At 51.1% G+C, this 18,225-nt stretch carries 12 protein-coding genes and 4 tRNA genes; 1 reads left to right on the plus strand and 15 read right to left on the minus strand.

Annotated elements, in window-relative coordinates:
• Positions 1–316 precede the first annotated feature (316 nt).
• The 13 genes from rpoC to JQ822_RS23475 all read right to left on the minus strand — a co-directional run bounded on the left by rpoC (position 317) and on the right by JQ822_RS23475 (position 14,510).
• Positions 317–4,540, minus strand: coding sequence for a DNA-directed RNA polymerase subunit beta' (rpoC, locus tag JQ822_RS23415; protein ID WP_213135425.1), 4,224 nt, complete (start codon positions 4,538–4,540; stop codon positions 317–319).
• 76 nt (positions 4,541–4,616) lie between these two features.
• Entirely contained in the window at positions 4,617–8,645 is a 4,029-nt protein-coding gene (rpoB, locus tag JQ822_RS23420) for a DNA-directed RNA polymerase subunit beta (protein ID WP_135323594.1), read from the minus strand.
• A gap of 320 nt (positions 8,646–8,965) precedes the next feature.
• The gene (gene rplL, locus JQ822_RS23425; RefSeq protein WP_049842133.1) at positions 8,966–9,331 is read right to left on the minus strand and encodes a 50S ribosomal protein L7/L12; all 366 of its coding nucleotides are present in this window, start codon (positions 9,329–9,331) and stop codon (positions 8,966–8,968) included.
• A 66-nt stretch (positions 9,332–9,397) separates the two neighbouring features.
• Positions 9,398–9,895 (minus strand): 50S ribosomal protein L10, encoded by a 498-nt coding sequence (rplJ, locus tag JQ822_RS23430; protein WP_007704673.1) that lies wholly within the window; start codon positions 9,893–9,895, stop codon positions 9,398–9,400.
• A gap of 418 nt (positions 9,896–10,313) precedes the next feature.
• Positions 10,314–11,021 carry a 50S ribosomal protein L1 gene (rplA, locus tag JQ822_RS23435; RefSeq protein WP_213135426.1) on the minus strand — a complete coding sequence of 236 codons (708 nt, stop codon included), beginning with the start codon at positions 11,019–11,021 and terminating at the stop codon, positions 10,314–10,316.
• 3 nt (positions 11,022–11,024) lie between these two features.
• Positions 11,025–11,453 (minus strand): 50S ribosomal protein L11, encoded by a 429-nt coding sequence (gene rplK / locus JQ822_RS23440; protein WP_004097640.1) that lies wholly within the window; start codon positions 11,451–11,453, stop codon positions 11,025–11,027.
• A gap of 155 nt (positions 11,454–11,608) precedes the next feature.
• Positions 11,609–12,154, minus strand: coding sequence for a transcription termination/antitermination protein NusG (nusG, locus tag JQ822_RS23445; protein ID WP_003033125.1), 546 nt, complete (start codon positions 12,152–12,154; stop codon positions 11,609–11,611).
• Between the two features lies 1 nt (position 12,155).
• Complete coding sequence (gene secE / locus JQ822_RS23450; protein WP_213135427.1) at positions 12,156–12,539, minus strand: preprotein translocase subunit SecE; 384 nt, start codon at positions 12,537–12,539, stop codon at positions 12,156–12,158.
• A 229-nt stretch (positions 12,540–12,768) separates the two neighbouring features.
• Complete coding sequence (gene tuf / locus JQ822_RS23455; RefSeq protein WP_135323597.1) at positions 12,769–13,953, minus strand: elongation factor Tu; 1,185 nt, start codon at positions 13,951–13,953, stop codon at positions 12,769–12,771.
• A gap of 118 nt (positions 13,954–14,071) precedes the next feature.
• Positions 14,072–14,147: transfer RNA gene (locus tag JQ822_RS23460), tRNA-Thr, on the minus strand.
• A gap of 5 nt (positions 14,148–14,152) precedes the next feature.
• Positions 14,153–14,227: transfer RNA gene (locus tag JQ822_RS23465), tRNA-Gly, on the minus strand.
• 114 nt (positions 14,228–14,341) lie between these two features.
• Positions 14,342–14,426: transfer RNA gene (locus tag JQ822_RS23470), tRNA-Tyr, on the minus strand.
• An 8-nt stretch (positions 14,427–14,434) separates the two neighbouring features.
• A tRNA-Thr gene (locus JQ822_RS23475) sits at positions 14,435–14,510 on the minus strand.
• A gap of 389 nt (positions 14,511–14,899) precedes the next feature.
• Between JQ822_RS23475 and coaA the strand changes: the two genes are divergently transcribed.
• Entirely contained in the window at positions 14,900–15,850 is a 951-nt protein-coding gene (coaA, locus tag JQ822_RS23480) for a type I pantothenate kinase (protein WP_135324952.1), read from the plus strand.
• Between the two features lie 30 nt (positions 15,851–15,880).
• On the opposite strand, the gene birA is transcribed toward coaA, so the two are convergent.
• Both birA and murB read right to left on the minus strand, forming a co-directional pair.
• A complete protein-coding gene (birA, locus tag JQ822_RS23485) occupies positions 15,881–16,843 on the minus strand; it encodes a bifunctional biotin--[acetyl-CoA-carboxylase] ligase/biotin operon repressor BirA (protein ID WP_213135428.1) in 963 nt (320 codons plus the stop codon).
• Complete coding sequence (gene murB, locus JQ822_RS23490) at positions 16,840–17,868, minus strand: UDP-N-acetylmuramate dehydrogenase (RefSeq protein WP_213135429.1); 1,029 nt, start codon at positions 17,866–17,868, stop codon at positions 16,840–16,842. The genes birA and murB overlap by 4 nt, the downstream gene beginning before the upstream one ends.
• Positions 17,869–18,225 lie beyond the last annotated feature (357 nt).

Raw genomic sequence — 18,225 nt, forward strand, 5'->3', positions numbered from 1 at the left:
TAACTTTTTGCGATTACATATATCAACTACGTAGCCTTAAAGCATTGTCGATGTGAAAAATAATAACTTCAACGTCGACTATCCCATACAAAAAATACTTCGTGGCCTTTATCGCAAACCCCCTATCGAACTCTACTAACACTTACTGCTTTAACAGCGACCTACCATTTCTCTGCTGTTAAGTATTAACATACGGATTTAAAAAACAGTGTCAATACTGTTTTTAATGACATGTCTTTATTGACAGTATTCATAAGATTTTACGTCAGGCAAAAAAAACCCGCCGAGGCGGGTTTTTCATTACGGTCAGCAACGATTAATCGTTGTTAGAGCCGCCCAGACCTGCGTTCAGCAGTTCTGCCAGGCTGGCAGATGCATCTTCAGCAGTAACCTGAGGTGCAGCCGGCTGTTCGCCCGCGGCACGACGGCGCATACGATCCTGGTGGTACGCATAACCGGTACCGGCAGGGATCAGACGACCCACGATAACGTTCTCTTTCAGGCCACGCAGTTCGTCGCGTTTACCCGCAACGGCTGCTTCGGTCAGGACACGCGTGGTCTCCTGGAACGATGCGGCAGAGATGAACGATTCGGTTGCCAGAGACGCTTTGGTGATACCCAGCAGGTCGCGGGAATACGTTGCCGCCACTTTGCCGTTCGCTTCCAGATCGCGGTTAGCAATCTTGACGCGGGAGTATTCAACCTGCTCGCCTTCCAGGAAGTCGGAGCTACCAGCACTGTCGATGGTCGCTTTACGCAGCATCTGACGAACGATAACTTCGATGTGTTTATCGTTAATCTTAACGCCTTGCAGACGGTATACGTCCTGTACTTCGTTGGTGATGTAACGCGTTACCGCGTGTACGCCACGAAGACGCAGGATGTCGTGCGGCGCTTCCGGACCATCAGAAACCACGTCACCACGTTCTACACGTTCACCTTCGAACACGTTGAGCTGACGCCATTTTGGAATCATCTCTTCGTACGGTTCGCTGCCATCTAACGGGGTGATAACCAGACGACGCTTCCCTTTGGTTTCTTTACCGAAGGAAATGATACCGCTGATTTCCGCAAGGATAGCTGGCTCTTTCGGACGACGTGCTTCGAACAGATCCGCAACGCGCGGCAGACCACCGGTGATGTCCTTGGTACCGCCGGATTCCTGAGGAATACGCGCCAGGGTGTCACCCGCACTGATCTGAACGCCATCTTCCAGCTGAACAATCGCTTTACCCGGCAGGAAGTACTGAGCAGACATATCAGTGCCTGGGATCAGAACGTCGTTACCGTTAGCATCAACAATTTTCAGTGCCGGACGCAGGTCTTTACCACCTGCAGTACGCTCTGCAGAATCCAGAACAACCAGAGAAGACAGACCGGTCAGTTCGTCGGTCTGGCGAGTAATGGTCTGGCCGTCGATCATATCAGTAAAGCGGATGAAACCACTTACTTCAGTGATAACTGGCATGGTGTGCGGATCCCAGTTTGCTACGGTTTCGCCGCCAGCAACCTGCTCACCATCACCTTTACCCATTACCGCGCCGTATGGCACTTTATAGCTTTCTTTGGTACGACCGAATTCGTCGATCAGTTTCAGCTCGGTGTTACGCGAGGTCACTACCAGCTTACCGGCAGAGTTCACAACCGACTTCGCATTGCTCAGACGGATGCTACCTTTGTTTTTCACCTGGATGCTGGATTCAGCAGCCGCACGAGATGCCGCACCACCGATGTGGAACGTACGCATCGTCAGCTGTGTACCCGGTTCACCGATGGACTGTGCCGCGATAACGCCGATTGCTTCACCTTTGTTGATGATGTGGCCACGCGCCAGGTCACGACCGTAGCAGTGCGCACATACACCAAAGTCGGTGTCACAAGATACAACAGAACGTACTTTGACGGAGTCAACGGAGTTCTCTTCCAGCAGGTCACACCAATGCTCGTGCAGCAGCGTGTTGCGTGGAACCAGAATATCCGCGGTGCCCGGCTTCAGAACGTCTTCAGCAGTCACACGACCCAGAACGCGATCGCGCAGTGGCTCTTTAACGTCACCACCCTCGATAACCGGGGTCATGGTGATGCCTTCCAGCGTGCCACAGTCATCTTCAGTAACAACCAGATCCTGCGCAACGTCAACCAGACGACGAGTCAGATAACCGGAGTTTGCTGTTTTCAGTGCGGTATCCGCCAGACCTTTACGCGCACCGTGCGTGGAGATGAAGTACTGGAGTACGTTCAGACCTTCACGGAAGTTCGCGGTGATTGGCGTTTCGATGATGGAGCCATCTGGCTTCGCCATCAGACCACGCATACCTGCCAGCTGACGAATCTGTGCTGCAGAACCACGCGCACCGGAGTCGGCCATCATGTAGATGCTGTTGAAAGAAACCTGCTGCTCTTCTACGCCGTCACGGTTAATCACGGTTTCGGTTTGCAGGTTATCCATCATCGCTTTGGATACACGATCGTTCGCCGCAGCCCAGATATCGATAACTTTGTTATAGCGTTCGCCTGCGGTTACCAGACCAGACTGGAACTGCTCCTGAATCTCAGCAACTTCCGCTTCCGCTTCGCTGATGATTTCGTATTTCTTCTCTGGGATAACCATGTCGTCGATACCAACAGAGGCGCCTGAGCGCGCTGCATAGGCAAAGCCGGTGTACATTGTCTGGTCAGCGAAGATAACGGTCGGCTTCAGACCCAAAATGCGGTAACAGGTGTTCAGCATTTTGGAGATCGCTTTCTTGCCCAGCGCCTGGTTGACGATGGAGAAAGGCAGACCTTTCGGCACGATCATCCACAGAATGGCGCGACCAACGGTCGTGTCTTTCAGGCTGGTGTGCGCAACGAATTCGCCGTTTTCATCTTTTTCGTATTCGGTGATACGCACTTTAACGCGCGCATGCAGAGAAGCCAGACCTGCGCGATAAATACGCTCAGCTTCTTTCGGGCCAGTCAGCACCATGCCTTCGCCTTTGGCGTTAACACAGTCGCGGGTCATGTAGTACAGACCCAATACAACGTCCTGAGACGGAACGATGATAGGTTCGCCGTTCGCCGGAGACAGGATGTTGTTGGTAGACATCATCAGCGCACGCGCTTCAAGCTGGGCTTCCAGCGTCAGCGGTACGTGAACTGCCATCTGGTCACCATCGAAGTCGGCGTTATATGCCGCACAAACCAGCGGGTGCAGCTGAATAGCTTTACCTTCGATCAGTACTGGCTCAAACGCCTGGATGCCCAGACGGTGCAGGGTTGGTGCACGGTTCAGCAGTACCGGGTGTTCGCGGATAACTTCGTCCAGGATATCCCAAACGACAGCTTCTTCACGCTCAACCATTTTCTTAGCGGCTTTGATGGTGGTGGCGAGGCCACGCAGTTCCAGCTTGCCATAGATGAACGGTTTGAACAGCTCCAGTGCCATTTTCTTCGGTAGACCGCACTGATGCAGACGCAGGTATGGACCTACGGTGATTACAGAACGACCAGAGTAGTCAACACGCTTACCGAGCAGGTTCTGACGGAAACGACCCTGCTTACCTTTGATCATATCGGCCAAAGATTTCAGAGGACGTTTGTTAGAACCGGTGATCGCACGACCGCGACGACCGTTATCCAGCAGGGCGTCAACCGCTTCCTGCAGCATACGTTTTTCGTTGCGTACGATGATGTCCGGCGCAGCCAGATCCAGCAGACGTTTCAGACGGTTGTTACGGTTGATAACGCGACGATACAGATCGTTCAGATCCGACGTTGCGAAACGACCGCCATCCAGCGGAACCAGCGGACGCAGATCTGGCGGCAGAACCGGCAGAACGGTCAGGATCATCCACTCTGGCTTGTTGCCAGACTGTACGAACGCTTCCAGCAGTTTGATACGCTTGGTCAGCTTCTTACGCTTGGTTTCGGAGTTGGTTTCGTTCAGCTCTTCGCGCAGAGTTTCACACTCTTGCTCCAGATCCATGCTTTTCAGCAGGGCCTGGATAGCTTCCGCACCCATCTTCGCGTCGAATTCGTCACCGAACTCTTCCAGCGCGTCCAGATACTGCTCTTCAGTCAGGATCTGTTGACGTTCCAGGTTGGTCATACCGCCTTCGATAACAACATATGATTCGAAGTACAGTACGCGTTCGATATCACGCAGCGGCATATCGAGCAGCAGACCGATACGGGACGGCAGCGATTTCAGGAACCAGATGTGAGCAGTCGGAGACGCCAGCTCGATGTGGCCCATACGCTCACGGCGTACTTTAGTCTGGGTCACTTCAACGCCGCACTTCTCACAGATCACACCACGGTGTTTCAGGCGCTTGTACTTACCGCACAGGCACTCGTAATCTTTCACTGGCCCAAAGATACGGGCGCAGAAAAGGCCGTCACGCTCAGGTTTGAACGTACGGTAGTTAATGGTTTCCGGCTTCTTAACTTCACCGAAAGACCATGAACGGATCATGTCTGGCGAGGCCAGAGCAATTTTGATCGCATCAAACTCTTCGGTTTTAGTCTGCGCTTTCAGAAACTTTAATAAATCTTTCACGGATTTGCTCCCGTCGGAGTTAGCACAATCTGGCGCCGGGTCTTACCCCGGCACCAGTGACCTGTTTGAGCGAGAGTTACTCGTCTTCCAGCTCGATGTTGATACCCAGCGAACGAATCTCTTTCAACAGTACGTTGAAGGATTCTGGCATGCCTGGTTCCATCTGATGGTTGCCGTCCACGATGTTTTTATACATCTTGGTACGACCATTTACGTCATCAGACTTAACGGTGAGCATTTCCTGCAGGGTGTATGCCGCGCCATATGCTTCCAGCGCCCACACTTCCATCTCCCCGAAGCGCTGACCACCGAACTGAGCCTTACCACCCAGCGGCTGCTGAGTAACCAGGCTGTAAGAACCGGTAGAACGCGCGTGCATCTTGTCATCAACCAGGTGGTTCAGTTTCAGCATGTACATGTAGCCAACGGTTACCTGGCGCTCGAATTGCTCACCGGTACGACCGTCGAACAGTGTGATCTGACCAGAAGTTGGCAGGCCACCCAGCTGTAACAGTTCCTTGATTTCAGACTCTTTCGCACCGTCGAAGACCGGCGTTGCGATCGGCATACCTTTTTTCAGGTTTTCAGCCAGACGCAGAACTTCTTCATCACTGAAGGTATTCAGGTCAACTTTCTGACGAACGTCGGTACCCAGATCGTAGGCACGCTGGATGAACTCGCGCAGTTTGGCGACTTCTTCTTGCTGCTTCAGCATGGCGTTGATTTTCTCGCCAATACCTTTCGCAGCCATACCCAGGTGAGTTTCAAGGATCTGACCGATGTTCATACGCGATGGTACGCCCAGCGGGTTCAGTACGATATCTACCGGCGTACCGTTAGCATCGTGTGGCATATCTTCGATCGGGTTGATCTTAGAGATAACACCCTTGTTACCGTGACGACCTGCCATCTTATCACCAGGCTGGATCCGACGTTTAACCGCCAGATAAACCTTAACAATCTTCAGCACGCCTGGTGCCAGATCGTCGCCCTGAGTGATTTTACGGCGTTTCGCTTCGAGTTTTTTCTCGAATTCGTGTTTCAGTTCGTCGTACTGCTCAGCCAGCTGTTCCAGCTGATTTTGTTTCTCTTCGTCGGTCAGGCCCAGTTCCAGCCAGCGATCGCGCGGCAGTTTGTCGAGCTTCTCAGCTTCAACGCCACCGGCAACCAGTACCGCGTAGATACGGCTGAACAGACCAGCTTCGAGGATCTGCAGTTCTTCAGACAGGTCTTTCTTAGCCTGCTTCAGCTGCATCTCTTCGATTTCCAGCGCACGTTTGTCTTTTTCCACGCCATCGCGGGTAAAGACCTGAACGTCGATAATCGTACCGGAAACACCGTTTGGTACGCGCAGAGAAGAGTCTTTAACGTCAGACGCTTTCTCACCGAAGATCGCACGCAGCAGCTTCTCTTCTGGGGTCAGCTGGGTTTCACCTTTCGGCGTTACCTTACCTACCAGAATATCGCCACCGGTCACTTCCGCACCGATATAAACGATACCGGATTCATCCAGTTTGGAGAGCGCAGCTTCACCCACGTTCGGGATGTCAGCGGTGATCTCTTCCGGCCCCAGCTTGGTGTCACGGGACACACATGCCAGTTCCTGAATATGGATGGTGGTGAAACGGTCTTCCTGGACAACACGCTCGGATACGAGGATGGAGTCTTCGAAGTTGTAACCGTTCCATGGCATGAATGCCACGCGCATGTTCTGACCCAGAGCCAGTTCACCGAGGTCGGTGGACGGACCGTCTGCCAGCACATCACCACGTTCAACCGGCTCGCCCAGAGACACACACGGCATCTGGTTGATACAGGTGTTCTGGTTAGAGCGGGTGTATTTGGTCAGGTTATAGATGTCGATACCCGCTTCGCCCGGATACATCTCGTCTTCGTTAACTTTGATAACGATACGGGAAGCATCAACGTACTGGACGGTACCGCCACGCTTAGCAACCGCAGTAACACCGGAGTCAACGGCAACAGCACGTTCCATACCGGTACCAACCAGCGGCTTATCAGCACGCAAAGTCGGAACCGCCTGACGTTGCATGTTCGCACCCATCAATGCACGGTTGGCGTCATCGTGTTCCAGGAACGGGATCAGGGACGCACCGACGGATACCACCTGCTGGGTGGATACGTCCATGTAGTCAACCTGGTCGCGGCTGAACAAGCTGGATTCGCCTTTGCTACGGCAGGTAACCAGATCTTCTACAAAGTGGCCTTCGTCATCCAGGTTGGAGTTCGCCTGAGCGATAACGTAGTTGCCTTCTTCGATAGCAGACAGGTAATGAATTTCGTCAGTTACAACACCGTCGGTCACTTTACGGTACGGAGTCTCAAGGAAGCCGTATTCGTTAGTCTGTGCGTACACGGACAGGGAGTTGATCAGACCGATGTTCGGACCTTCAGGCGTTTCGATTGGACATACGCGACCGTAGTGAGTCGGGTGTACGTCTCGAACTTCGAAGCCTGCACGTTCACGGGTCAAACCGCCTGGGCCGAGGGCAGAGATACGACGCTTGTGCGTAATCTCAGACAGCGGGTTGTTCTGGTCCATAAACTGAGACAGCTGGCTGGAACCGAAGAACTCTTTCACTGCGGCAGAAATCGGCTTGGCGTTGATCATATCCTGAGGCATCAGGGTATCCAGATCGCCCAGAGACAGACGCTCTTTCACCGCACGCTCAACACGTACCAGGCCAACGCGGAACTGGTTCTCCGCCATTTCGCCTACGGAACGGATACGACGGTTGCCGAGGTGGTCGATATCATCGACTTCGCCTTTACCGTTACGGATATCGATGAGCTTCTTCATCACTTCGATGATGTCGTCTTTGCTCAGGATACCGGAACCTTCGATCTCGTCACGCAGCAGAGAACGGTTGAACTTCATACGACCAACCGCAGACAGATCATAGCGGTCTTCGGAGAAGAACAGGTTCTCAAACAGGCTTTCAGCCGCTTCGCGAGTCGGCGGCTCACCCGGGCGCATCATGCGGTAGATTTCTACCAGCGCGCTCAGACGATCGTTGGTTGGGTCGACGCGAATCGTTTCAGAAATATACGCACCGTGATCCAGATCGTTGGTGAACAGCGTTTCGATACGCTTGTGACCAGACTGGCTCAGCTTAGCCAGCAGATCCAGGCTCAGTTCCATGTTAGCTGCGCAAATCAGCTCACCGGTGGATTCGTCAACGTAGTCTTTAGCCGCAACTTTACCTGCGATGTACTCAACCGGAACTTCGATAAGCTTGATATCGTCTTTTTCCAACTGACGAATATGACGCGCAGTGATGCGACGACCTTTTTCGACGTAGATCTTGCCGTTAGCTTCGATATCAAAAGAGGCGGTTTCACCACGCAGGCGTTCCGGCACCAGTTCCATCTGCAGCTTGTTGTCACGAATTTCGAAGACAACTTTCTCAAAGAACAGGTCAAGGATCTGCTCAGTGGTGTACTGCAGCGCACGCAGAATAATGGTCGCAGGCAGTTTGCGGCGACGGTCAATACGTACGAACAGGTTGTCTTTCGGATCGAATTCGAAATCCAGCCAGGAACCACGGTAAGGAATGATACGCGCGTTATACAGTACTTTACCCGAAGAGTGGGTTTTACCTTTGTCGGAGTCAAAGAAGACGCCAGGACTACGGTGCAACTGGGAAACAATAACACGCTCAGTACCGTTGATAACAAAGGTACCGTTGTCAGTCATGAGTGGAATTTCACCCATGTAGACTTCTTGTTCTTTAATGTCTTTTACGGTGCCTTCCGGCGCTTCGCGCTCGTAGATCACCAGACGCAGTTTTACGCGCAGCGGTGCGGAATAAGTCACGCCACGGATCTGACATTCCTGAACGTCAAACACCGGTTCGCCAAGACGGTAGCTGACGTACTGCAGCTCAGAATTACCGCTATAGCTCTTAATAGGGAAAACGGAACGGAAAGCTGCTTCCAGACCATACTGCCCTTCAGGATCTTGCTCGATGAACTTCTGAAACGAGTCAAGCTGGATAGAAAGGAGATAAGGTATGTCCAACACTTGCGGACGTTTACCAAAATCCTTACGAATACGTTTTTTCTCGGTATAGGAGTAAACCATTAGGGTTCCTCAGCTCGCTGACAAGTCGACCCATCTGTCCGACGAAGGGACAGTTTGTGCAACACTATTTTGTTGACCGGAAAATCGAATACTTTCCGCAATGCCTGTTGCTATCACGCTTAAACCATTTCGTTGCGATTTACACAGAACAGATGCTCTGTCGCAATATATTAAGGCGTCGATAGAAACAAACATTGAAAGGCACAACAGTAGTCAAACAGTGTGAAATGCTACTGGCGCCTTACAGCGCAAAAAGGCTGGTGACTAAAAAGTCACCAGCCATCAGCCTAATTTCTCAGGCTGCAACCAGAAAAGTTGGCTTATTTAACTTCAACTTCAGCGCCAGCTTCTTCCAGAGATTTTTTCAGTGCTTCAGCGTCATCTTTGCTCACGCCTTCTTTCAGAGCGGCCGGAGCAGATTCTACCAGGTCTTTAGCTTCTTTCAGACCCAGGCCAGTTGCGCCACGTACTGCTTTGATTACTGCAACTTTGTTCGCGCCGATACCTTTCAGAATCACGTCGAATTCAGTTTTTTCTTCAGCAGCTTCAGCCGGGCCCGCAGCTACAGCTACAGCAGCAGCAGCAGAAACACCGAATTTTTCTTCCATTGCAGAAATCAGTTCTACAACGTCCATTACGGACATAGCGGATACTGCTTCAATGATTTGATCTTTAGTGATAGACATTTAAATTGTTCCTGAAAATCAGAATAAGTTTATACGTAAGCAGATGCTTGATAAAGATAACTGCGATTAAGCAGCTTCTTTCGCATCGCGAACAGCAGCCAGAGTGCGAACCAGTTTGCCAGCCGAAGCTTCTTTCATGGTTGCCATCAGGCGTGCAATTGCTTCTTCGTAGGTCGGCAGAGTTGCCAGGCGATCGATTTGCGATGCCGGGATCAATTCACCTTCAAAGGCTGCGGCTTTGACCTCAAATTTTGCATTCGCTTTCGCGAAATCTTTGAACAGACGAGCAGCTGCGCCCGGGTGTTCCATAGAATATGCAATCAGGGTCGGACCAACGAACGCGTCTTTCAGGCACTCAAACTGAGTACCTTCAACAACACGGCGCAGCAGGGTGTTACGAACAACACGCATGTATACGCCGGCTTCGCGACCTGCTTTACGCAGTTCAGTCATTTTGTCTACAGTAACGCCACGGGAATCCGCAACTACTGCAGACAGCGCGCCTTTGGCTACTTCGCTGACTTCAGCAACAATCGCTTGTTTGTCTTGAAGATTTAAAGCCATTAGCTTTGCTCCTGGATGTTTGCCGGAACTCATGTTCCGGAACTCACTTCACTCTTCCCAACGGACAGAGCGTCTTAATACGGTGAGCAGAAACAAGCCAGAGTATCAGAAATAATCTTAGCGTTCTGTCACCGTCTACGCAGGGCATTAAGCTTCTTTCGAAACACCTGCGGTCTTCGACGGAGGCCTGGATAGGCCAGGCTCCAACGAACAAATCTTGTCTATGACTTCGCCCTTTGAACCGTAGCCGCGTTAGCTGCTCTCGTTCACACCGGTCATGTAGTTAACTACACTCCCGGCGATTCACTCAATTGCTGCCTTGCTACAATTCAAATGACTCGCATAGAGTTCTGTTTATTTCAACAGAAACGTGGGGGTAAGATTGTAGACAAAATCACCGCCCACGTAAAGGCGAATATTAGTTCGCCACAGTCGCAGTCAGACCGGACTGATCAACGGCAACGCCAGCACCCATGGTGGTGGAGAGGCTAACTTTCTTGATGTACACGCCTTTTGCCTGAGTCGGTTTTGCTTTTTTCAGCGCAACCAGCAGAGATTCCAGGTTTTCTTTCAGTTTGTCAGCGTCAAAATCCACTTTACCGATGGTAGTGTGGATGATGCCGTTTTTGTCGTTACGATAACGAACCTGACCCGCTTTAGCGTTCTTAACTGCTTCAGCAACGTTAGGAGTTACAGTACCAACTTTCGGGTTTGGCATCAGGCCACGCGGACCCAGAACCTGGCCCAGCTGGCCAACAACGCGCATTGCATCCGGGGAAGCAATAACAACGTCAAAGTTCATTTCGCCTTTCTTGATCTGGTCAGCCAGATCTTCCATACCTACCAGTTCAGCGCCAGCAGCTTTAGCAGCTTCTGCGTTTGCACCCTGGGTAAATACGGCAACGCGAACGGAACGGCCAGTACCGTGCGGCAGTACAGTTGCACCACGTACGTTCTGGTCAGATTTACGAGCGTCGATACCGAGGTTAACGGCAACGTCCACGCTTTCTACGAATTTAGCAGTGGCCAGCTCTTTCAGCAGAGCAATAGCTTCGTTGATGTCATACTGTTTAGTTGCATCAACTTTGTCACGGATCACGCGCATACGCTTGGTCAGTTTAGCCATTTCTTAATCCTCCACTACCAGGCCCATGGAACGTGCAGTACCTTCAATGGAGCGAGTCATCGCTTCAATGTCGGAACCAGTCATGTCGGCAGCTTTGGTCTGCGCGATTTCCTGCAACTGAGCGCGGGAAATTTTACCCACTTTGTCTTTGTTCGGCTTACCGGAACCAGACTTGATACCAGCCGCTTTCTTCAGCAGAACTGCTGCCGGAGGCGTTTTGGTAACGAAAGTGAATGAACGGTCAGCGTAAACGGTGATAACAACCGGGATCGGCAGACCTTTTTCCAGGGATTCAGTTTTTGCGTTGAACGCTTTGCAGAATTCCATGATGTTCACGCCTTGTTGACCCAGTGCTGGACCTACCGGCGGGCTCGGGTTAGCCATACCAGCTGCAACCTGCAGCTTGACATAGGCTTGGACTTTCTTAGCCATTCTAAATTCCTCTAGTTGGGTTATAGCGCCTCAAGGAGGCTCCCCGTGATAAAATTCGTTTTACGGATGCTATCCATAAAAACAAAAGGCGCGAAATTGTATTCCAATCTCGCGCCTTGTGCAACGATTAAATCGCCGCTTTTTTGATCGACGTATTAGGCTTTCTCAACCTGAGCAAAATCCAGCTCAACCGGCGTCGCACGACCGAAGATAGATACAGAAACCTTCAGACGAGACTTCTCGTAATCCACTTCTTCAACCACACCGTTAAAGTCAGCAAACGGACCGTCACTAACACGGACCATTTCGCCTGGCTCAAACATCGTTTTCGGACGCGGCTTATCACCAACCTGCTGCAGACGGTTCATGATCGCATCAACTTCTTTATCGCTGATTGGCGCCGGACGGTCAGAAGTACCGCCGATGAAGCCCATCACGCGCGGTACGCTGCGCACCAGGTGCCAGCTTGCATCATTCATGACCATCTGGACCAGTACGTAGCCCGGGAAGAATTTACGTTCGCTTTTGCGACGCTGGCCGCCACGGATTTCGACCACTTCTTCGGTCGGCACCATGACTTCGCCAAACAGCTCTTCCATATTTTGTAACTTGATATACTCGCGCAGCGATGTGGCTACGCGGCCTTCAAAACCGGAAAACGCCTGAACGACGTACCAGCGCTTTTTAGGGGCTTCAGACATCTTAGAACCTCAGGCCAGTGATAAAGGATACCAGGCGAACCAGAATACCATCCAGTCCCCACAGGATCAGTGACATAACTGCGGTAACCGCAGCCACAATCAACGTGGTGTGCAATGTTTCCTGGCGAGTCGGCCAAATGACCTTACGGACTTCGGTTCTCGCTTCACGGGCAAAAGCAACGGTCGCTTTACCTTTTGTTGTCAACAGCGCAACACCACCCGCTGCAGCAATCAGAATCACTACAGCCAACGCACGCACTGGCAGCATCATGTCACGATAAAGGTAGTTGCCCACGATAGCTACAAGCAGCAATACAGCGACAATAACCCACTTCATCGCTTCCAGGCCACGCCCGCTTCCTTGAGCTTCGGTATTCGCACTCATAAACCAACCTGTCAGAAGTATTCTACAAACATTTTCACCCCGCGTAAGCGAGGCGATCCAAACCGAAATGCTCTGGTGCGTTTCGGACTAAACGCCCTCTTCAGAGCCTGTCTCAGCAATGATTATGGCAAAAAAAATCACTGATGAGCCAGGTTCTGGTTCGACAGCGTATAAAAAGGGCATCAAATGATGCCCTTTTATTGCGCATTGCGTCAAATAATATCAGCAATTAGCTCATTACTTTGGCAACAACGCCCGCGCCAACGGTACGACCGCCTTCACGGATTGCGAAACGCAGACCGTCGTCCATCGCGATCGGGTGGATCAGGGTAACAACCATTTTGATGTTGTCGCCCGGCATTACCATCTCTACGCCTTCTGGCAGTTCGATGGTACCCGTCACGTCAGTAGTACGGAAGTAGAACTGAGGACGGTAGCCTTTGAAGAACGGAGTATGACGGCCGCCTTCGTCTTTGGACAGGATGTAAACTTCAGATTCGAACTTGGTATGCGGCTTGATAGAGCCCGGCTTAGCCAGTACCTGACCACGTTCGATTTCTTCACGCTTGATACCACGCAGCAGAACACCAACGTTCTCACCAGCACGGCCTTCGTCCAGCAGTTTGCGGAACATTTCAACGCCGGTACAGGTAGACTTAGCAGTCTCTTTGATACCAACGATTTCAACTTCTTCGCCAACTTTAACGATACCGCGCTCTACACGACCGGTAACAACGGTACCACGGCCGGAGATGGAGAATACGTCTTCGATAGGCAGCAGGAACGGCTTGTCAATCGCACGCTCTGGTTCCGGGATGTAAGAATCCAGGAAGCCGGCCAGTTCGATGATTTTCGCTTCCCACTCTGCGTCGCCTTCCAGCGCTTTCAGAGCAGAACCACGAACGATCGGCGTGTCGTCGCCCGGGAAATCGTACTGAGACAGAAGTTCACGAACTTCCATTTCTACCAGTTCCAGCAGCTCTTCGTCATCAACCATGTCACATTTGTTCAGGAACACGATGATGTACGGAACGCCAACCTGACGACCCAGCAGGATGTGCTCACGAGTCTGCGGCATCGGGCCGTCAGTCGCAGCAACAACCAGGATCGCGCCGTCCATCTGCGCAGCACCAGTGATCATGTTTTTAACATAGTCGGCGTGGCCCGGGCAGTCTACGTGTGCGTAGTGGCGAGTCGGAGTGTCATATTCAACGTGAGAAGTGTTGATGGTGATACCACGAGCTTTTTCTTCCGGTGCGTTATCGATCTGATCGAATGCGCGAGCAGCACCGCCGTAGGTTTTAGCCAGAACGGTAGTGATTGCAGCAGTCAGCGTTGTTTTACCATGGTCAACGTGGCCGATAGTACCGACGTTAACGTGCGGTTTAGTACGTTCAAATTTTTCTTTAGACATCGATTGTCCCTCTAAGACACGGATAAATCGGTGATATCACCACATCAACCAGGCAATATACCTGAACTGTTGAATGCTTTTAAAAGTAAACAGAGAGAAACGGGAAGGAGAAGTGAAGTGGTGCTGATACCCAGAGTCGAACTGGGGACCTCACCCTTACCAAGGGTGCGCTCTACCAACTGAGCCATATCAGCACGTCTGGAGCGGGCAGCGGGAATCGAACCCGCATCATCAGCTTGGAAGGCTGAGGTAATAGCCATTATACGATGCCCGCATCCTGAAACTCGGCTACCCAGTTCTTTCTGTAACAAAAAAGAGATTTCTCTCTTTTTTGTTTGAGTCGGCTAATTTTTCAACCAACCCAGGCGGCGATAACGCTGCCAGAAAGTGGTGGTGGGGGAAGGATTCGAACCTTCGAAGTCTGTGACGGCAGATTTACAGTCTGCTCCCTTTGGCCGCTCGGGAACCCCACCGGACTTGATGGTGCCGACTACCGGAATCGAACTGGTGACCTACTGATTACAAGTCAGTTGCTCTACCTACTGAGCTAAGTCGGCATCAAGTAGCGCGCATTTTATGGAGACCTGCGCCCTCATGCAACTAAAAAATTGCATAAAACGTTCTATCGCTCACAATTTACTCTATAAGGCCGATAAATAATCTATTTCCGCACAAGGTTGTACAAATTTACAACGCCTCTCGCCCTCTCCGGGGACATTTTGCACCATCATATGTATACCGACTTACGCAAAGCGCCTCTTTTTACATATGGAATGCCCGTCACATTGCTTTTCAGGGGATGATTTTTTCTTATTATTCCCTCCCATCTGGTGTTACCCTCCTGCCCATTGTCCAAATTAACTGAAATGTGACGTGCCATTGCGTGCCGGGGATGATTTCGTTTTTATAACTGACCTGATATAGCAATGGCAGCCAGACCATGCGTATGAGTATAAAAGAGCAAGCGTTAATGACGCCTTACCTACAGTTTGATCGCAACCAGTGGGCTGCGCTTCGTGATTCCGTGCCGATGACCCTGACCGAGGAAGAAATTGCTCGTCTGAAAGGCATTAATGAAGACTTATCGCTGGAAGAAGTTGCCGAGATTTATTTGCCCTTATCGCGTTTGCTAAATTTTTACATCAGTTCCAACCTGCGTCGTCAGGCTGTTCTGGAGCAATTTTTAGGCACCAACGGCGAGCGTATTCCTTATATCATCAGTATTGCTGGCAGCGTCGCAGTTGGGAAAAGTACCACTGCGCGCGTCCTGCAGGCATTGTTGAGCCGCTGGCCTGAGCATCGCAAGGTTGAGTTAATTACGACCGATGGCTTTCTTCATCCTAACCAGGTGTTGAAAGATCGTGGACTCATGAAGAAGAAAGGCTTTCCTCAGTCCTATGATATGCACCGTCTGGTCAAATTCGTTTCCGACCTCAAGTCTGGCGTCCCTAACGTCACGGCGCCGGTCTATTCGCATCTTATCTATGATGTGATCCCTGACGGAGACAAAACCGTCGCCCAGCCCGATATATTAATTCTCGAAGGATTGAATGTATTACAAAGCGGGATGGATTACCCTCACGATCCGCATCATGTATTTGTTTCTGACTTTGTCGACTTCTCTATTTACGTTGATGCGCCAGAAGAATTACTCCAGACGTGGTATATCAATCGTTTCCTGAAATTCCGTGAAGGGGCATTTACCAACCCCGACTCTTATTTCCATAATTACGCAAAACTGTCCGAAGATGAGGCGATCAATACTGCCACATCTCTTTGGAAGGAAATTAACTGGCTGAATTTAAAACAAAATATTCTACCAACGCGTGAGCGAGCCAGCTTAATCATGACCAAAAGCGCCAACCATGCCGTTGAACAAGTCAGGTTAAGGAAATAAATAAAAAGGGGAGCGTTGCTCCCCTTTTTATTATTCTGCGCTTCTGAGTGATATTTCCCCACCCATCCACGGTTTTATCACGCCATCTTGTTCAAGTAATAGCGCGCCTTGCGCATCTATTCCCCGGGACACACCGAATATTTCTTTATCGCCAATAATTAATTTAACAGGACGATTGATATAGTTATCCAGTTTCTTCCAGCGGGACAGATAAGGGGCCAGACCTTCTTGTTCAAACAGTACCAGTGCTGCGCGCAGCTCGCGGATTAGTCGGGCCGCAAGGGTGTTACGATCAATGTTGATACCTGCTTCCTGCAGGTTAATCCACCCCTGGTTGACCACATTTTCCTCTACCCGTCGCATGGCCATGTTAATACCTGCGCCAATGACAATTTGCGCGGCATCACCTGTTTTACCGGTAAGCTCAACCAAAATTCCTGCAAGTTTACGATCGAGCAAGTAGAGATCATTGGGCCATTTCACGCGCACCTTATCAGCACCCAGATCGCGTAACACTTCTGCCATGACAATACCAATGACCAGACTCAGGCCAATCGCTGCGGCCGGTCCCTGCTCCAAACGCCAGAACATTGAGAGGTAAAGGTTAGCACCAAACGGAGAGAACCATTTTCGCCCGCGACGACCACGTCCGGCCTGCTGATATTCAGCAACACAGGCATCACCGGATTTCAGTTGACCAATACGATCCAAAAGATATTGGTTGGTCGAATCGATAACTGGCAGGACAGTAATATTTCCGCCATCCAACTGAGAATGAATAACTGACGAATCCAGAAGCTGGATGGGCTCCGGTAAGCTGTATCCTTTGCCGGGAACCGTAAATACATCAACCCCCCAGTCGCGTAGCGTCTGGACGTGTTTGTTGATAGCCGCGCGGCTCATTCCCAGTTTTTCACCGAGCTGCTCGCCTGAATGAAATTCACCATCGGCCAGCAATGAAATAAGCGTCAGAGGTACGGTATTATCCTTCATGCAATGATCTCCACAGCATTTACTTCACCCTGCGGGCCAATAAACCGGACTTCAGGCTCAAGCCATACATTAAATTTCTCACCGACTTTTTGGCGTACGTGATGGGCAAGTTGCACCACATCGTGGCTTGCTGCATTGCCGGCATTAATGAGTACCAGCGCCTGCTGTTGATGTACCGCAGCACCACCAATACTCGCCCCCTTTAGCTGACATTGATCGATAAGCCAGCCTGCAGCCAGTTTCACCGAGCCATCTTTCTGAGGGTAATGGGGCACGGTCGGGAATTGCGAGAGCAGTACTTGCGCAACGTCTGCGCTGACGACGGGATTTTTAAAGAAGCTTCCCGCGTTACCCTGCACTTTCGGGTCGGGGAGTTTTGTTGTACGCATATGGCAGACGGCGTCAAAAACCTGCTGTGGTGTCACCGTCGAAGGATCCAGGCGCGTTAAGTCACCGTAGGTCAGCACCGGCTGCCATTGCTTTGGCAGACGTAGTCCAACCGCGACAATTGCAAAGCGATCCTGATACTCATGTTTGAAGATGCTATCGCGATAACCGAAACGGCACTCTGCGGCAGTGACGCGTAAATGCTTACCCGTAATCAGCTCAATACAGTCCACATATTCACAGACACGTTGTAGCTCTACGCCGTAAGCACCAATATTCTGGATAGGCGATGAGCCAACACAGCCAGGGATTAGCGCCAGGTTTTCCAGCCCTGGCATACCCAGCTGCAGCGTATGCTGCACCAGATGATGCCAGTTTTCACCTGCCCCTACGTGCAAATGCCAGGCATCAGGCCGCTCTGTAACCTGAATTCCTTTAATACGGTTGGCAATCACCGTTCCATGGAAGGCATCAAGAAACAGGACGTTACTCCCCTCGCCCAGAATCAAAACTGGATGATGTACTGCGTTTGCTGATTGCCAGGCATTCAGTAGTTGTTGCTCATTTTCGGCGCAGACAAGCTCATTAGCATACTGATCAATACCGAAGGTGTTCCAGGCTTTAAGGGAGTGATTCATAGACGCTTTCCTGATGCAAAATCGCGCTTAGTTTACCGCATATGCCGCAGGATGGCTTGTGTTATGGAAGAGTGGGGTCGCATTGTGTCTGATGGCAGTGCCTGCTCCCAAAACGCAGACGCAAAAAAGCCCATCCGGCAGGATGGGCTTCTTCACTTATTTGATGCCTGGCAGTTTATGCCGGGCTGTCCTGCCCGTCACCCTCCGGGCCGTTGCTGCGCAACGTTCAAATCCGCTCCCGGCGGATTTGTCCTCCTCAGGAGAGCGCTCACCGACAAACAACAGATAAAACAAAAGGCCCGGTCTTCCGACCGGGCCCTTCGCTTTTATTTGATGCCTGGCAGTTCCCTACTCTCG

Origin of the sequence: Citrobacter sp. FP75 (assembly GCF_018342065.1) — a bacterium.
Lineage (GTDB): Bacteria > Pseudomonadota > Gammaproteobacteria > Enterobacterales > Enterobacteriaceae > Citrobacter.

Coding starts and splice junctions, on each gene's coding strand:
- rplA (WP_213135426.1), bottom strand. CDS start 11,021: ATGGCTAAACTGACCAAGCGTATGCGCGTGATCCGTGACAAAGTTGAT.
- tuf (WP_135323597.1), bottom strand. CDS start 13,953: ATGTCTAAAGAAAAATTTGAACGTACTAAACCGCACGTTAACGTCGGT.
- rplJ (WP_007704673.1), bottom strand. CDS start 9,895: ATGGCTTTAAATCTTCAAGACAAACAAGCGATTGTTGCTGAAGTCAGC.
- rplK (WP_004097640.1), bottom strand. CDS start 11,453: ATGGCTAAGAAAGTCCAAGCCTATGTCAAGCTGCAGGTTGCAGCTGGT.
- birA (WP_213135428.1), bottom strand. CDS start 16,843: ATGAAGGATAATACCGTACCTCTGACGCTTATTTCATTGCTGGCCGAT.
- murB (WP_213135429.1), bottom strand. CDS start 17,868: ATGAATCACTCCCTTAAAGCCTGGAACACCTTCGGTATTGATCAGTAT.
- secE (WP_213135427.1), bottom strand. CDS start 12,539: ATGAGTGCGAATACCGAAGCTCAAGGAAGCGGGCGTGGCCTGGAAGCG.
- nusG (WP_003033125.1), bottom strand. CDS start 12,154: ATGTCTGAAGCCCCTAAAAAGCGCTGGTACGTCGTTCAGGCGTTTTCC.
- rpoB (WP_135323594.1), bottom strand. CDS start 8,645: ATGGTTTACTCCTATACCGAGAAAAAACGTATTCGTAAGGATTTTGGT.
- coaA (WP_135324952.1), top strand. CDS start 14,900: ATGAGTATAAAAGAGCAAGCGTTAATGACGCCTTACCTACAGTTTGAT.
- rplL (WP_049842133.1), bottom strand. CDS start 9,331: ATGTCTATCACTAAAGATCAAATCATTGAAGCAGTATCCGCTATGTCC.